This window comes from Dorea sp. OM07-5 (genome assembly GCF_003481355.1).
GTDB lineage: Bacteria > Bacillota > Clostridia > Lachnospirales > Lachnospiraceae > Dorea_D > Dorea_D hominis.
Window position 1 is genome coordinate 47,964 of record NZ_QUKZ01000006.1, and the last position, 17,098, is coordinate 65,061.

General features: G+C 40.8%; 16 protein-coding genes and 1 tRNA gene. 12 read left to right on the forward strand and 5 right to left on the reverse strand.

The genetic code is table 11. The annotated features are described in order from the left end of the window. Positions 1–4 precede the first annotated feature (4 nt). The 4 genes from selB (at position 5) to DXC04_RS07300 (ending at position 4,386) form a co-directional block, all read left to right on the forward strand. Complete coding sequence (gene selB, locus DXC04_RS07285) at positions 5–1,918, forward strand: selenocysteine-specific translation elongation factor (protein WP_021859789.1); 1,914 nt, start codon at positions 5–7, stop codon at positions 1,916–1,918. Beyond that, a complete protein-coding gene (locus DXC04_RS07290) occupies positions 1,918–2,865 on the forward strand; it encodes a selenium metabolism-associated LysR family transcriptional regulator (protein ID WP_021859788.1) in 948 nt (315 codons plus the stop codon). The genes selB and DXC04_RS07290 overlap by 1 nt, the downstream gene beginning before the upstream one ends. A 125-nt stretch (positions 2,866–2,990) precedes the next feature. Beyond that, positions 2,991–4,130 (forward strand): aminotransferase class V-fold PLP-dependent enzyme, encoded by a 1,140-nt coding sequence (locus tag DXC04_RS07295; RefSeq protein WP_118660608.1) that lies wholly within the window; start codon positions 2,991–2,993, stop codon positions 4,128–4,130. Between the two features lie 19 nt (positions 4,131–4,149). Then, positions 4,150–4,386 (forward strand): DUF3343 domain-containing protein, encoded by a 237-nt coding sequence (locus tag DXC04_RS07300; RefSeq protein WP_021859786.1) that lies wholly within the window; start codon positions 4,150–4,152, stop codon positions 4,384–4,386. Positions 4,387–4,462: 76 nt separating this feature from the next. On the opposite strand, the gene DXC04_RS07305 is transcribed toward DXC04_RS07300, so the two are convergent. Next, positions 4,463–5,050 (reverse strand): TetR/AcrR family transcriptional regulator, encoded by a 588-nt coding sequence (locus DXC04_RS07305; protein WP_021859785.1) that lies wholly within the window; start codon positions 5,048–5,050, stop codon positions 4,463–4,465. A 176-nt stretch (positions 5,051–5,226) separates the two neighbouring features. Next, positions 5,227–6,261, reverse strand: coding sequence for a proline racemase family protein (locus tag DXC04_RS07310; RefSeq protein ID WP_021859784.1), 1,035 nt, complete (start codon positions 6,259–6,261; stop codon positions 5,227–5,229). A gap of 348 nt (positions 6,262–6,609) precedes the next feature. Here DXC04_RS07310 and DXC04_RS15525 point away from each other — a divergent pair. The 8 genes from DXC04_RS15525 (at position 6,610) to DXC04_RS07345 (ending at position 13,691) form a co-directional block, all read left to right on the forward strand. Further along, positions 6,610–6,707 (forward strand) — tRNA-Sec (locus DXC04_RS15525). Between the two features lie 285 nt (positions 6,708–6,992). Then, complete coding sequence (locus DXC04_RS07315) at positions 6,993–8,393, forward strand: proline reductase-associated electron transfer protein PrdC (RefSeq protein ID WP_118660610.1); 1,401 nt, start codon at positions 6,993–6,995, stop codon at positions 8,391–8,393. A gap of 174 nt (positions 8,394–8,567) precedes the next feature. Further along, positions 8,568–10,415, forward strand: coding sequence for a D-proline reductase (dithiol) proprotein PrdA (gene prdA / locus DXC04_RS07320; protein ID WP_118660612.1), 1,848 nt, complete (start codon positions 8,568–8,570; stop codon positions 10,413–10,415). A 16-nt stretch (positions 10,416–10,431) separates the two neighbouring features. Then, positions 10,432–10,731 carry a CBO2463/CBO2479 domain-containing protein gene (locus DXC04_RS07325; protein WP_021859781.1) on the forward strand — a complete coding sequence of 100 codons (300 nt, stop codon included), beginning with the start codon at positions 10,432–10,434 and terminating at the stop codon, positions 10,729–10,731. Between the two features lie 2 nt (positions 10,732–10,733). After that, the gene (gene prdB, locus DXC04_RS07330) at positions 10,734–11,459 is read left to right on the forward strand and encodes a D-proline reductase (dithiol) protein PrdB (RefSeq protein ID WP_117537783.1); all 726 of its coding nucleotides are present in this window, start codon (positions 10,734–10,736) and stop codon (positions 11,457–11,459) included. A gap of 196 nt (positions 11,460–11,655) precedes the next feature. Continuing rightward, entirely contained in the window at positions 11,656–12,423 is a 768-nt protein-coding gene (gene prdD, locus DXC04_RS07335; RefSeq protein ID WP_021859779.1) for a proline reductase cluster protein PrdD, read from the forward strand. 11 nt (positions 12,424–12,434) lie between these two features. Next, a complete protein-coding gene (locus DXC04_RS07340) occupies positions 12,435–12,914 on the forward strand; it encodes a glycine/sarcosine/betaine reductase component B subunit (protein WP_021859778.1) in 480 nt (159 codons plus the stop codon). 150 nt (positions 12,915–13,064) lie between these two features. Continuing rightward, positions 13,065–13,691 carry a YcxB family protein gene (locus DXC04_RS07345; protein WP_158580459.1) on the forward strand — a complete coding sequence of 209 codons (627 nt, stop codon included), beginning with the start codon at positions 13,065–13,067 and terminating at the stop codon, positions 13,689–13,691. A gap of 175 nt (positions 13,692–13,866) precedes the next feature. Here the strand turns inward: DXC04_RS07345 and DXC04_RS07350 are convergent, their stop codons facing one another. The 3 genes from DXC04_RS07350 to DXC04_RS07360 form a co-directional block, all read right to left on the reverse strand. Further along, the gene (locus tag DXC04_RS07350; protein WP_117537785.1) at positions 13,867–14,409 is read right to left on the reverse strand and encodes a YcxB family protein; all 543 of its coding nucleotides are present in this window, start codon (positions 14,407–14,409) and stop codon (positions 13,867–13,869) included. 146 nt (positions 14,410–14,555) lie between these two features. Continuing rightward, entirely contained in the window at positions 14,556–15,446 is an 891-nt protein-coding gene (locus DXC04_RS07355; protein ID WP_117537786.1) for a permease, read from the reverse strand. A 773-nt stretch (positions 15,447–16,219) separates the two neighbouring features. After that, positions 16,220–17,092, reverse strand: coding sequence for a sulfite exporter TauE/SafE family protein (locus tag DXC04_RS07360; RefSeq protein WP_118660616.1), 873 nt, complete (start codon positions 17,090–17,092; stop codon positions 16,220–16,222). Positions 17,093–17,098: the final 6 nt, after the last annotated feature.

The window sequence follows — 17,098 nt, forward strand, 5'->3', positions numbered from 1 at the left end:
GGCTATGAAAAATATCATCATTGGAACGGCCGGGCATATAGACCATGGTAAGACGACACTCATTAAAGCACTGACCGGAAGAAATACAGACCGATGGGAAGAAGAACAGCGCCGTGGAATTACAATTGACCTTGGATTTACGTATTTTGACCTTCCGGGTGGAGATCGTGCAGGAATCATCGATGTTCCGGGACATGAGAAATTTATTAACAACATGGTTGCCGGTGTAGTAGGAATGGATCTTGTACTGCTTGTCATTGCAGCGGACGAAGGAATCATGCCGCAGACAAGAGAGCATATGGATATTCTGAATTTATTGGGAATTGAAAAAAGTATTATTGTATTGAATAAATGTGATCTTGTAGATGAAGAGTGGCTGGAACTCGTAGAAGAAGATGTAAAAGACGAGCTGGCAGGCACATTTCTGGAAGGAGCACCGGTGGTGGAAGTATCTGCCGCAACCGGACAGGGACTGGACAAACTGATCGATGAGATCGTGCATCTGACAAGCGATGACATTGTCCAGAAGGATATTCACACGATCCCGCGTCTTCCAATTGACCGTGCATTTACACTGTCGGGATTTGGAACGATTATCACCGGAACACTTGTATCTGGAACGATTTCCAAAGAAGACACATTGGAGATGTATCCGATTGGCAAAGAATGTAAAATCCGAAGCATTCAGGTGCATGGAGAGGATAAGAAAGAATGTTACGCAGGACAGCGGGTTGCAATCAATCTTTCCAACGTTAAGAAAAAGGAGATCAAGAGAGGATGCGTGCTTGCGCCGGTCAACAGTATGAAGAATACAGATCTTCTTGATGTAAAACTGAATGTGCTGGACTCATCGTTACGTGTGCTGACTAATCATTCGCGGCTTCATTTCTTCACAGGAACAAGCGAGATTTTATGTCGTGCAGTTCTTCTTGACAAGGAAGAAATCGGACCGGGTGAGAGTGGTTATGTACAGCTTCGCCTGGAAGAAGAGATTGCAGTCAGAAGAGGAGACAAATTTGTTGTCCGCTTCTATTCACCGATGGAGACGATCGGTGGAGGCATGATCCTGGAGCCGAATCCGAAGATTAAGCGCAGATTCCAGGACGATGTCATTGAAGAACTGGAAAGAAAGGAATCTGGTTCCTCCGCAGATGTTATCGCATTGCATGCGAAAGCACACGGCGATACACTGATTTCCTGTACAGAGCTTGCGAAGCTTACTGCACTGTCACCGGAAGAAGTTGCAGAAGATGTAAAAGAGTTGGAAGAAGAGGGAACGATTTACACATTCCCGATGAGAAAAGATACTTATGTCTGGCATGCGGATTCTGAGCGTGAAGCAGCGAAGAAGCTGACGGATGCACTGGAGAAATACGAAGAAGAGCATCCATACCGTTATGGAATGAAAAAAGCAGAAGTACAGATGACTTTCTTCAAAAAAGTGAAGCCAAATGTATTTGATAAAATTATTGAAAAAGAAGAAAACAACGGACACATCAAACGTGTAGATGAATTTTTATGTACACCTGATTATGAAGTCACCAAAGATGATACTTATGAGAAAGTATCCGGGACCTATCTTGACAGCTTCCGCAAAGCAAAATATGATTTCCTGAAATATACGGAGATTGATCTTGGAAAAGTCAGTCGGGAGATCGGAGACGATATATTAAATATTTTGCTGGAAGAAGGAAAGATTGTCAAAGTTACAGATGACATGTATACGCTTGCTGAATATATGGGCAAAGCGAAGGAAATCATCTTAGCAAAACTGTCGGAAGATCCAATCATTACAATTGCACAGGTAAGAGACATTTTTGATACGAGCAGAAAAAGTGCAAAACCGATTCTGGAGTATATGGACAGTATCAAAGTAACGAAAAAAACCGGTGCAGAGAGTGAAAGGGTGGCATACTAATGAATCTGAAACAGTTAGAAGCGTTTGTAAAAGTAGCAGAAGGTGGTAGTTTTTCGAAAGCGGCAAAAGATCTGTTCCTGACACAGCCGACGATCAGTGCACATATTTCATCGCTGGAGAAAGAATTAAACGCAAGATTATTCGTAAGAAATACAAAAGAAGTAAGTCTGTCTGATGACGGCACAGAATTATACAAATATGCAAAGCAGATGATCGATCTGCAGAAGAAGATAGAAGAGAGTTTTGGAACGGAAAAAGGTGAGAAAAAACATGGAATTACAATTGCAGCTTCCACAATTCCGGCACAGCATCTTCTCCCAAAAGCACTTATGAGTTTTAATGCGCGTTATCCGGATGAACAAATTAAAATTGTTGAGACAGATAGCAGCAAAGTGGTACAGCAGATTATTGATCATATGGCAGATGTCGGATTTACCGGAACGGTTCTGGAAAAGAAACATTGCAAATATATTCCGTTCTATAAGGACGAATTGGTAATTATTACGCCGAATACAGAAAGATATCAGAAACTGCAGAAGATGAATCCCGAAGATATTTCCTGGATGAAAGAGGAACATGTGATCATGCGCGAGGAAGGATCCGGAACACGTAAGGAAGCAGAGAATCAGTTAAAAGATGCCGGAATCAAGATGACAGACCTGGACATCATTGCAAGTATTGAGAATCAGGAGACAATTAAGAAGTCTGTCAGACAGGGAATGGGAATTTCTGTATTATCAAAGCTGGCAACAAAAGATGAAGTGGCAGCAGGGTTTCTCCTTGCATTCCCTATTCCGGAGAGTGATGACGGCAGAGATATCAATCTTGTATATAATAAGAATTATCAGCTATCAAGAAGTGCAGAGCGTTTTGTGAAAATTGTAAAAGAAGTTTATGGGCTTGAAAGCCATGAACTTAAGAAAGAACAGGACGAGAAAGCGGTATAATGACGAGACTAATAGATGGAATCTATAAAGCGATACGAACATATAATATATCTATTAGACGGGAGAATTAAAAACAAGTATACTAAGAGCAGACGGTTATCCGCCTGTATGAGAGGATAAGAGTTATGATTTATTTGGATAATGCAGCTACAACAATGCATAAGCCACAGGAAGTGATTGATGCAGTTGTGCAGGCAATGAGTTCAATGGGCAATGCCGGAAGAGGGGCGAATGAAGCGTCCTTGAGTGCGGCAAGAGTGATTTATGATACGAGAGATCAGTTATGCCGTTTCTTTGGTGCAGAGAATCCGAAGCAGATTGCATTTACAGCAAACTCAACTGAGAGTCTTAACATAGCGATCAAAGGATTGCTGAATCCGGGAGATCATGTGATTACAACGATGTTGGAGCATAATTCAGTATTACGTCCTCTGTATGAGATGCAGGAAAAGGGAGTGAAACTTACGATTGTGAAAAGCAATCCGAAAGGGACTCTTGATATCCGTGATATAGAAGATGCGATCACACCTGAGACGAAGATGATTATTTGTACAAATGGATCGAATCTGACAGGAAATTATATCCCATTACAACCGATTGGCGATATGGCGAAAGAACATGGTGTATTGTTTGTTGTTGATGCGTCACAGACTGCAGGAATATTTCCGATAGACGTGCAGAAGATGCATATCGATGTTCTTTGCTTTACGGGACATAAAGGTCTGCTGGGACCACAGGGAACAGGTGGAATTTATGTGAGAGAAGGACTGGAAGTCAGACCGCTGAAGGTTGGCGGAAGTGGTGTGCAGACATACAATAAAAAACATCCGGTGCAGATGCCGACTGCGCTTGAAGCGGGGACACTCAATGGACATGGAATTGCAGGCCTTCATGCAGCCATGGACTATCTGGAGAGAACAGGCGTGGATGCAATACGCGCCCGTGAACAAGAACTGATGTGGCGTTTTTATTATGGCGTAAAAGATGTGCCGGGTGTAACAATATACGGCGACTTCGATACGAAGGAGCGTTGCGCGATCGTGACACTGAATATCGGTGATTATGATTCCGCAGAAGTCAGTGATGAACTTCTTACTGAATATGGTATTTCAACAAGACCAGGTGGGCATTGTGCACCGCTTATGCATGAAGCGCTTGGAACGGTTGAACAGGGAGCTGTAAGATTCAGCTTTTCCCATTATAATACAGACGAGGAAGTGGATACTGCAATTCGTGCGATTCACGAACTGGCAGAAGACGAGTAAGAGGAGTAGTGAGACTGACATGAGAAAAAAAGAAATGAAACTTATAATTACATTCCATACAACAGCAGATGCTATGGCTATGGAAAAGGCTTGTAAAGAGCAGAACGTTCCGGGAAGGATTATTCCGGTGCCGCGTGCGATATCAGCGGGATGCGGACTTTCCTGGTGCGCGAACCTGGATGAACGTGACCAGATCAAAGCGATGATGGAGAAGAACGGGATTCAGGAAGAAAATATGCATGAGTGTCTTGTATAAGTATACTACAACATAACTAACAACAGGAAAAGAGCAGATGGTTTTCCATCTGCTCTTTTCCTGTTGTTATAAAATTTTAAACTCCTTCGACAAAGGTATCCAAGACATGTGGTAACAGCTTGTCACTATAGTCTGTCAGATCAAATTTGCCTTTAAATAATGCCCAGTCGTAAAGAATGGCACGTTCATACATAGCATAGATATTTACTAATTCTTCAGTTGTGCTGGTGTTCTTGAACTCCCCATTATCTAAAGCTGTCTGAATAATCTCTGTGATCCATGTGAAATAAAAACGCTTGTGATCAGACAGAGATTTTTTGTCTTTGGTGATCAACTGAGAAGAATACAGGTAAGCAAGAAGCTTGATATCCACACTTGTCTTGATCATATAAAATAATTCATGATTCAGGAAAAGCAATTTGTCATAAGCAGACAATGCAGGATCGATCACACCATATAATTCTTCGTATTTCTGGTCAAAGAGATAAGATAAACTGTTTAACAAAGCTTCCTTCCCTTTGAAATAATGATAAAAAGTACCTTTGGAAGTCTTGGATGCTGCTATGATATCCTCGACAGTGGTATCTTCATAACCATTTTTGAAAAATAAATTCCATGCAGCTTTAACAATGCGGCTCTTTGTGGATTGTCTTTTCCTTGGCATACGATGTTTCCTTTCCTCGTTGTTATATGAGCGGTAAATTCCGTGAAATGTGATTTATCGCTGGTTAGCAGTGGAGATGTAGCCGTGCTGTCATGATACATTTTCCATACTGCTATAATAAAACAAGAGAGAACCAAGAAACAGGTTCTCTCCCGTAAATATAATCTGATGAATAATTATCCGATAAGGAAACCGTATTTTAACGGATCGTCTCCATCGATAATATATGTAGCAACACCTGTCAGGTAAGCTGTACCTGTAACCATTGGAATAACTGCATCGTAATCACCGATCTTAGTTTCTTCTTTGATTACACCTTTGAAACGTGTTCCCATGAAGCTTTCGTAAATGAATTCTTCTCCAACGCCAAGCTCACCCCATTTATGAAGTGTAGCAAGTTTAGCACTTGTACCTGTTCCGCAAGGTGAACGGTCAGCCTGAGCATCACCGAATACTACAACGTTTCTCATAGTAGCCTGATCCGGATTTGGTGTTGGTCCGTAGAACTCAACAAGGTCAACTTCTGTGATGTCAAGTGTTGGGTGCTGAATCTTAACTTCAGCATTGATCTTATCACGCATCTTCATTCCGAGAGCTGTGTATGCCGGAACTGTCTTGGCGTTGATCTCTCCGATGTCAAGCTTAGTTGTATCAACTAATGCGAAGAAACTTCCACCGAATGAAATAGTATAAGGAATGTCTACTCCGTCAATATTAACTGTTAAGTTGTCTTTGTAAACGAATGCAGGTACATTTGTAAGTGTAACACCTGTAACTTTTCCGTTCTCTACCACAGCTGTTGTACGAATGATTCCAGCAGGAGCTTCCAGAACAACTTCGTTTTCACCTTCATGGGATTCAACAAGTCCTGCTTCGATTGCAACAGTAACGGAACCGATTGTACAATGTCCGCACATGTTCAGATATCCGCCTGTATCCATGAAGATAACTCCCAGATCTGCTTCGTCGCTGACTGGTTTGCATAAGAAACCACCAAACATATCGTGGTGTCCTCTAGGCTCCAGCATCAGAGCTGTACGAACGTGATCGTAATTCTCCTCCATCCATTTTTTCTTTTCAATCATGGTGTTGCCTTCCGGCTCTGGAAATCCCCCGATTACCATACGGCAAAATTCTCCGGCTGTATGTGCGTCAACAACCTGAAGTGCTGCCTCGTAGTTTGCAAAATTCACATTTGCTTTTAACTCCATAATTAGTCCCTCCTTAATATGAGATATTGAATAATTATTATTTATAGAAAACCTCTATAAATTTTATAAAAACACATAGAAACCCCGAGTTTGCAATGTGCCTTTTTTAAAATAGACTCAAAAAAATGAGAGCAAATTCAGTGATAAACACGAATAATCATACAAAAGTACGACATAAAATTAACAAATAGACCGTATTCTAGTACCGCGTTTAATCTCTTGTTTCTATTATCTACGAAAACCCTTGAAAAGTCAATGCTTTTTTGATATTATAAATTTAAATAAAAAGTGTTGAAAAATAACGAATATTGTGCTATTCTTAACAAGCGAATGAAAAGCGCATAATATGGGGGTAGATGGGTGACTGGTGTGCCTCCTAGTCTTCAAAACTAGTGTGGGGCGTTAAGAGCGTCCTGGGTGGGTTCGATTCCCACATGCCTCCGCCAGAAGAAGTGCAGCTAAGTTGCGTTAAAAAAATAACTTATAGAAAGCATCTATGAATAAAGGAATGTGGCGAGCTGAACAACGGATAAAAAAGAATAATAATGATTATACGATTTATATTCTCACAGCAGAAAGCTGGAGAGTATGCATTATCTACATATTATATTAAAAGTTTAAAAGTCAGAAGAACAGAATGTAACAGCGAAGTTAAGTCAGAATAAGTAAACGAACTATGGTATAGGTTTCGTTTTTTACTTATATATAAAAGAAAAGGAGAGAATAGTGTCATGGGAAAAGTACAGATTTTATTACGTCAGCATGTTGGCGCACCGTGTGCACCGTGCGTTGAAGTTGGGGCAGATGTAAAAAAAGGTACACTGATTGCTACACCGACTGGACTTGGAGCTAACATCTATGCCAGTGTATACGGAAAAGTAACAGAGATTACAGATGACAGAATCATCATTGAAGCTGCAGATGAGCAGCCGGATGAATTCGTGCCGATCGATGTGCCGGAAGATGCAAGTAAACTGGATATGGTAAAAGCAGCCGGAGTAGTTGGAATGGGAGGAGCTGGATTCCCGACAGGAGTTAAGCTTAACATTAACTTGGCAGAGACTCCGATGGGAGAGATTAATCCGGAGATCAACCCGGAACTGCCAAAGGATTTCAGCATCGACTGTGGATATATCCTGATCAATGCTGCTGAGTGTGAACCAGGACTGGAGCACAATACACAGCAGATTGAGACACAGACAGATAAAGTAATCCGCGGTATCAAATACTGCATGGAAATCACACATGCTGAGAAGACGATTATCGCAATTAAGAAAAAACATCACAAAGCAATCAAAGCTCTGCAGAAAGCTCTTGAGAAGGAGTCTGCTATTACAATGCATCTGCTTCCGGATATTTATCCAATGGGAGAAGAACGTGCGGTAGTAAGAGAGTGTCTGGGTGTGAATCTTGATACAACTCAGCTTCCATCAGCTGCAAGAGCAGTAGTTGTAAATGTTGAGACTGCCTGTCGAGTTGCAGAAGCAATCGATGAGAAGAGACCATGTATCAGCAAGAACTTAACGGTTCGCGGAAAACTGAATGGTGGTAATGCAGCACACGTATATATGGATGTGCCGATCGGTGTAAGCGTTGGCGAACTGATCGAGAAAGCAGGTGGAATTGATGGCAAATACGGTGAGATCATCATGGGAGGAGCCTTCACTGGTAAATCTACAGAATTAGATGCACCGATTACCAAGACAACAGGAGCAATTCTTGTAACTGTTGAATTCCCGGATCTTCACGGAGCTAATGTAGGTATATTAGTATGTGCCTGCGGTGGTAGTGAAGAACGTATGAGAGAGATCGCTAAGAAGATGAACGGAAACGTTGTTTCTATGTGCAGATGTAAACAGGCGATCGAGAATAAACCGGGTGCACCACTGAAGTGCTTAAGACCTGGTAACTGCCCTGGACAGGTTAAGAACAACCTGCAGTTCAAGAAAGACAAATGTGAATATGTCATCATCGGTAACTGCTCTGACTGCTCTAACACAGTTATGGCATCCGGACCGAAGATGGGCTTGAAAGTATTCCATCAGACAGACCATGTTATGAGAACAGTCGGACATCCACTGTACAGAACTCTGAGAGTTTCTAAACAGGTAAGTCAGGATATTGACTTTTAATCACATTCTATTTTAGGTAATACCGTCACGTACAGGCAAGGGCCTTAGACCCCCGATTCTTCGGCCTGGGGAAAAAGAGACTAATCTCTCTGCCGGGCGTGGCTGTATATATACATTACTATGTGCGATAAAGCACAGGTAGATTTTTTCAACCAATACAAGGAGGGAAACAATATGTCAATCACAGCTGAAACAGCTAAAGAACATGCTCATGATCCTGCGGTATTATGCTGTAGAGCAGAAGCTGGCATCACAATTGAACCAGCTAATCTGGAAGATCCGGCTATCTTTGATGATTTGGTAGATTCAGGATTATTAACTCTGGATGGATGCCTGACAATCGAAGAGGTATTAGGAGCAAAACTTACAAAAACTTGTGATTCTCTTTGCCCGTTAACAAATGATGTCCTGGATGGTGTGAAAGCACCTACAACAGAGGCACCGGCAGAGGAAGTTGCAGAGGCACCGGCAGAGGAAGCAGCACCACCAGTTGCAGCAGCACCGGTTGCAGGTGGAACATTAAAGATTCATATCGGAGAAGGAAAAGATATCAATCTTGAGATCCCGGTTGGAGCTCTTGGAGCATCAGGAGCAGCGGTAGCAGAAGTTCCAGCAGGAGCAGCTACAGCAGACACAGTAGCTGCAGCAGACGCTGACGTAGAAAAAGTTGCTGGTGAATTAACAAGAAAACATTTCAAGATCACAGAAGTTAAGAGAGGACCGGAGACAAAGATCGAAGGAACAACTCTTTACATCCGTGAAGGAATTGAAGCAGACGTTATTGCTAATCAGGAATTAGTTAAAGATTTCCATCTGGAAATTATCACTCCTGATAAATATCACACATATTCAGAAACTATCATGGATGTTCAGCCAATCGCTACAAAAGAAGGCGATGCAATCATCGGTGAAGGTGTTACAAGAGTACTTGATGGCGTTGTTATGATGCTGACTGGTACAGATGAAGGCGGAGTTCAGATCGGTGAGTTCGGTTCTTCAGAAGGATACCTTGATGAGAACATCATGTGGGGACGTCCGGGTTGCCCAGATAAAGGAGAGATCTTTATCAAAGGTAATATCGTAATCCAGGAGAAGACAAACATGGAGCGTCGTGGACCTATGGCTGCTCATACAGCATTTGACATCATTACACAGGAAATCCGTGAAGTAATGAAAGAGTTAGATGAAAGCCTTGTAGCAGATACAGAGGAATTGAAATCTATCCGTCGTCCTGGAAAGAAAAAAGTTGTAATTGTTAAGGAAATCATGGGACAGGGAGCTATGCATGATAACTTCATCCTTCCTGTAGAACCTGTTGGTATCCTTGGCGCAAGAGCTAACGTAGACTTAGGAAACGTTCCGATCTGCGTATCTCCGCTGGAAGTACTGGATGGATGTATCCATGCATTAACATGTATCGGACCTGCATCTAAAGAGATGTCCAGACATTATTGGAGAGAGCCTCTTGTACTGGAAGCACTTCATGATCCGGAAGTTGACCTTTGCGGAGTTGTATTTGTAGGATCTCCTCAGATCAATGCTGAGAAGTTCTATGTATCTCGTCGTGTAGGTCATACAGTAGAGATGATGGATGCGGATGGAGCTTTCGTTACAACAGAAGGTTTCGGAAATAACCACATTGACTTCGCAAGTCATATCGAGCAGATCGGTATGAGAGGTGTTCCGACAGTAGGTATGTCTTACTGTGCAGTACAGGGAGCACTTGTTGTTGGTAATAAACACATGCAGTACATGGTTGATAACAACAAATCTGAGTCCGGTATTGAGAACGAAGTACTTGGTTGCAATACTCTTTGCCAGGAAGATGCAATCCGTGCACTTGCTATGCTGAAGACAGCAATGGCTGGTGAAGAAGTAAAAGCTGCTGAGAAGAAATGGAATCCAAACGTTAAATCTACAAACGTTGAGCTGATTGAAGAAGCTTATGGCAAGAAAGTTGATCTTGTTGACAATGAGCAGGCACTTCCGATGAGCCAGAAACGTAAAGAGAAATACGATTAATTCCGGGTGACCGTGAATGAATAATGAGCGTTTGAATTATGGAGACAGAATCATTTATATGGAGGGTGTTGTAGTTGACGTTGATGATTGCAGCATCAGCATAGACCTGAAAGGTCGTTTGGGATTCTTCAAAGCTCCGAAGAGAATGTTTATCTGTGATACCGAGCCAAAAGTTGGTCAGGAATTCGGATGGAACATGAGTTTTCCGGAACAATTAGGACCTGAAGTAAATGATAAATATGTCAGTAACATAGAAAAAGAACGACGCAAACAAGAAGAAATGCGCGCACGTTTGGATGATAATAAGGAGGATTAAAAATGAGTTTAACGGTTGTTAAAGGCTTACAGTCTGAAATATTCGTTCCTATTACTCCACCGGCTGTATGGACTCCTGTAACAAAAGAGCTGAAAGATATGTCTATCGCTCTTGCTACAGCAGCAGGTGTTCATAAGAAGAGTCAGGAGAGATTCAACCTTGCAGGTGACTTCACTTGGAGAAAGATAGAGAACACTACACCATCAAGCGATCTGATGGTATCCCATGGTGGATATGATAACAGTGATGTTAACAAAGACATCAACTGTATGTTCCCGATTGACAGAATTCATGAATTAGCAGCAGAAGGATTTATCAGAGCTTGCGCTCCGGTACATGCTGGATTCATGGGTGGTGGCGGAAACCAGGAGAAATTTAAACATGAAACTGGTCCGGCTGTCGCTGAAATGTTCAAAAATGAGGATGTTGATGCAGTAATCCTCACAGCTGGTTGAGGTACTTGCCACCGCTCTGCAGTATTGGTGCAGAGAGCGATTGAAGAAGCTGGAATTCCTACAATTATTATTGCAGCTCTTCCACCAGTTGTTCGTCAGACTGGTACTCCTCGTGCAGTAGCTCCGCTGGTACCTATGGGTGCTAATGCTGGTGGACCGCACAATGTAGAACAGCAGACACAGATTGTAAAAGCAACTCTGGAGCAGTTAGAGAAAATCCAGACACCTGGAACTATTGTTCCGTTGCCATACGAGTATGTAGCTAAAATCTAATTTAAGCTAAAAGGGGCAGATGCGTTTAGCGCATCTGCCTTTTTTATAAAGACACATTTGCTTTTATAAAAATATAAAGAATAGATTAAAAAAGAAAAAATAATTGCATGATAATTTGTTGGAAGTTCGTAGAATTTATTGTATAATAAATATATAATGTGAAAACATTGACGAGAAAAATATGGAGGTAACGAAGATGGCTGAAAAAGAGATTAATTTACGTCGCCTTGTTATCAAAGCCTTTCATATGACGGATGTTGAATGGGGCGATGAAAACAATATTACAACGGATGGCCATATGACTGTCAGCAAGGGGATGCTGGAACAGTTGACAGCAGAAGATGATTGCATTGAGAAGATTGATATCCAGATTATCAAACCGGGAGATCATGATCGCTGGACGAACACGATTATGGATATTATCCCGATTTCTACAAAGGTTCTTGGAAAGCTGGGAGAAGGTATTACACATACGGTAACAGGTGTATATGTAATGTTGACAGGTGTAGATGTAGATGGCAAGCAATGTCATGAATTCGGATCGTCAGAGGGTAATCTGAAAGATCAGTTATATTTGAATCGAGCTGGTACACCGGGAGATGATGATTATATTATTTCCTTTGACGTTACATTTGCATCAGGTATGGGGCAAGAAAGACACGGACCATTTACTGCACACAGACTTTGCGATAAATTTATTCAGACCTATCGTGAAAAACTGAAAAAGTTTAAAGGTGAGAAATGCACAGAAAGACATGAATATCATGATAAAGTAAGACCTGGAAAGAAGAGAGTGGTGATTATTCGTCAAGTAGCAGGCCAGGGAGCAATGTACGATACGCATCTGTTTCCGGATGAACCGTCAGGGGTTGAAGGTGGTAAATCAATCATTGAAATGGGCAATATGCCGGTCATGATCACTCCGAATGAGTATCGTGATGGTATTATTCGCTCTATGCAGTAGGAGGTGTTAGTATGGGAATTGGACCGTCAACAAAGGAAACATCGTTACATCACTTCAGAGATCCGTTATTGGAAGTAGTGGCTGAAGATACAGATTTGGACCTGATGGGACTTATTATTGTAGGTACACCGGATGATAACAAAGACAAGATCCGTGTGGGTACAAGAGCTGCTGCTATGGCAGAGATGATGCGGGCAGATGGCGTAATTATTTCATCTGATGGATGGGGCAACAGTGATGTAGACTTTACAAATACATGTGAGCAGTTAGGTATCCGTGATATTCCGGTTACTGGACTGAATTTCAGCGGAACTGTAGCACAGTTTGTTGTTGTTAATGACTATCTGGATGGTATCGTGGATATCAATAAGAGTGCGGATGGTACAGAGACAGACGTTGTAGGCGAGAATAATATGGTCAAACTGGACTGCCTGAAAGCGAAAGCTTTGCTGAAATTGAAGATGCGCCAGAAAGAGCAGCGCCGGGAGTAGATATATATATGGAATGCCGTTCGGACAAAAGATGTATAAAATGAGTGATTTTAATTTATCTACTGGTATTTCATAAGTATATAATGGAGGGATGCAGTTTCCGGATTAAGAATCTGTATCCCCTTTTTTCATGTTATGAGAGGTGACAAGATGGAAAAGAAGACATCACAGGATCGTAGGCGAGTGCATTATGAGGTGCAGACAAGACGTGATACGAAACTAATGAAGAGATTCATCAATTTTAAAAATCGAGTAGAACATCCAACGGTAACACCGGGCTTGATTCTGATAGGCATTACATTCATTCTATTGCCATTTGTGAGACCGGAGATAAAGAAGGATATAGGAATCTCAGGTGTTGCTGTCAGCGCCCTTCTTGGGGCATTTCTGACGCTTTTGGGAATAGGAAGACAATATATAACGATAGCTTTGATGAAGAGAAATCCGGATATTGCTTTAAACGAAGAAATTAATTATTTATTTGGAAATGAGGATATCCGGGCAAAGAAAGAACATTCCGAAGAACGTGTAGGATATTATAAGAACGTATATAGTTTGTGGGAAGATGAGAAGACATTTTATCTGGGAATTGAAAACGATGAACTGGTCATACTTCCCAAAAATGGATTTTTGACTGGGGAAGCAGAGGCGTTTAAATTATTTATCATAGAGAAAAGTAATGCGAAATATATATGGATGCCAATGAAATGGAAAAATATTTATAAAGCAAGAATGATCAGACGCCAGATGAATAAGCAGCCGGAAAAAAACGAATAATCTGCAGAGCTTGTTCCTTGAATGTTTTAGGAACAATGAAAATAGAATTTTCGGTTAGAATTTGTATGTATTAGAAAAATATTAGAACTGTGGTAAGAAAAGACCTGAATCATAATATAAATGTTTCAGGTCTTTTTCGCTCTTGTAAAATATCGCATAAAATTGCAAAAAATATCTATTTGTCATATGCCGGATGAATTGGTCCGTAAGGGATATCCGGATGATGTTCCTGCATCCAGGTTTTAAACTGTTCAGAATCACCTTCTGTAAAAGAATCCTTGTCTAGCATAACACCTTCGTTTTGATCTCCAGAAGCAAGTTTGTAATAGGACTTTGCCTCTTCAAATCTGTTAATATCTTTCCAGTCCACTTTGTTGTTTAGCTTATTGTTGATATAAAGGGTGATATTTTTGTCGCCGATAATTACTTTGCAGGTCCAGTCTTTTCCGTTAAAGTATTGACCGCGTGTTACGCGAAATGTTTTATCAGCGTGCATCCATTTGAAAAATACACCGCGGTAAACGGATATAAAGACAAGAAATGCACATACGGTTTTCCATCTGAGCGGTACAGTTATTGTATTGAAGTAAATCCAACTCAGAGTTCCGACGATAAAAATAAAACACCAAATGAAAAACATAGGACCTGATTTCCAGAACTTTGGAACAGACCATTTGTCATAACGCTTGCGAGTCATTGTATACTCATTAATAAACATGTAAATAATCTCCGTAGTTTTATTATTGTATTTTTAAAGAAGTTTAAGCAATAAGACTTATAAAAAAATATTGCTAAAATATATAAGGCAGTTCTTAATTTAAGAACCGCCTTATATTATTGTTGTAATTAATATTCAATTATTGTTTAAGCAACACCTGCTTTAGCGTCTTTTCTAGCTGAGCTTAACAGTGTGTAAGATGTCCACAGAAGAACAACACAGATCAGGTTGATCAGCCAGAACATCGGAAGTCCTGTAACCACTTTCCAGGCAATAAATACACCGATACATCCGCCAAGAGCGTTACCGATTGTATGTGGAACATCGTATCTCTTTGTCTTAATAAACTCGATAGAGCAAGCTGGCATCAGACATGCACAAGATCCCATGAATACAGGGAAGCAAGCCTGCGCATCAACTCCGAGCAGAAGACAAGTAGCCATACACGGAGCATACAGACCAAATCCGATATCCATCAGAGCACCCCACAGAATATTAAGAACTGCGGCTACGATTAATTTCCAGCCTGTAAGACCTGTTAAAGTTCCTACGAGACCGAAAGGTCCAACACCTGTATTCTTGCAGAGCATAACAGCAGCAAGTGGAATCATAACTGTACCAAGAGCGATTCTGATTTTGTTACGAGGCCATTTGGTAACAATAGAAGCAAAACCAAACGAACCAACTGCAGCACAAACATACATTACGATCAGAAACATAGGATCACAATTAACTGATGTTGTGAAGATGAATGCCTCGAAAATAACAGGGAAAGTATCTCCAACATTCAGTGTACCAGGAATATCGATATCATCAATCTGGTTGAATAACTTATACATGAATGTAGATGGTGCATAAGAACCACATCCTAACGTATCAAGGAAGTTGGCAATGATACCTACTACGAAAGCAGAAGCCCACTGTTTACCAGTCGCATCTTTGATTTTGTCCATTCGATTCTTGGCAACGTCAACAACGAGTCCGACACCTGTACCTGCGAATAAGACACCGAGTAAAATTTGGATAGCTAATAACATATTACTCCTCCTTCAGATTATAAAATAATATTAAATTGTAAATGTACTACAGACATAATACGTCCCTCCAGTTGAATTGAACACACCCCGATTTGTATTACAATTCATATTCCGTAAAATGCCTCTTTTCACTAGTTTATCAGTTAATTTGTTAAAAGTCAATCAATGAGATAGAAAAGTATGAAAAAATATGAACAAAATAACAAAACAACTGACAGAATATGGCAAAGAAAAAACACAGCACCGATGCGCTGTGTTTTTTCTTTTTGGTATGTCATTGAGAGGTTTTCCTCGTTGCATTGCAGTTTTGTTAATATACAAAGCTGGGGAATGCTCCTTCCTTCCGGAAGGTATATATTAATTGGAGTTTATCTCTGCAGGATTGTTCTTGGGGGAAACAATCGGCATCGACATAACTGCAATAACAACCATAATGGTTATCAAACTTAAAAGTACTCGATATTCTAAAATAGCAGTTCCCATCTTCTTCGCTATAGGAAACCGCCATTGGTTATCAAGTTATGTTCTTTTAAGTTGTTTTTAATATACCACTTTTGTGTGTTAACGTCAAGAATTAATAATATTTTTATGAATTGTAACGAATAAATATTAAAATGAAAAGAGATATTGTGCAATTTTCAAGAACAAAACTTGCAAATAAAGATATGCCAAATAATAGGGATGGTTTTCGGTAAACGCAAAGAAGCGCATTTTCATGCGCTTCTTTGAATGATTCCCCTGTTCAATTGTACCAAAAATCTTAGCGTTTAGAATTATTTCGCTGCTTTTCTTGCATCATGGAAGAACATACATGCACAAATTACCATAACTACACATACCAAATAAGTAAGTACGGTAAGTGGCAGGCTAGTAACGATGAGTCCTGCAATCAATACACCGATAGATCCACTAATAACCATCGGGATTGCAGCTCCGCGGTGATATTTACCACTCTTGATAAATTCAAAACCGGAAGCAGGACACAGATAAGCACAAGATCCCATCATAATCGGGAAAGCTACATCTGTACTCATACCCAATAACAGGACAACAGCCATACAAGGTGCGTACAGTCCGATACCTACAGTCATCAGAATGCCAAGAATGAAGTTCGCTATGATACCGATCACAAGTTTTGTGCCGGTAAGTCCTCGTGCTGTCCCGATGATACCGAAAGGACCAAAAGCATTGATCTTGCATAAAGTGATGATTGCTACCAGAATCAGTGCAACACCCATAACTGTACGGATCTTTGTAATGTCGAGCTTGGATACCATCTTAGCACCAATGACTGCGCCGACAACAGATGAAGCGATCATAAGGACCAGTGTCAGAGAGTCGGCTTGCACTTTCTTAATGAAAATGGTTGCCTCCACACAGATCGGAATAGCAAAGCTTACATTCAAGGATCCTGGAATCAGGTCATCACTATTAGATTTGGTGAACTTCCAGGCAGAAGTTGCAATTGCATAACTTCCGATCCCCAGCGTGTCGAAGAAGTTTGCTACCAGACTGATGATAATGTTGTGTGGCAGTTTTTCGTTGTTGATTTCGTCCTTGTGTGCGATAACATCTTTAAGCAGAAAGATAAAATAAACTGCTGCGTATACCCACATAACGACGAGTAAGATTGTTGCTACGTTCATAAGAAT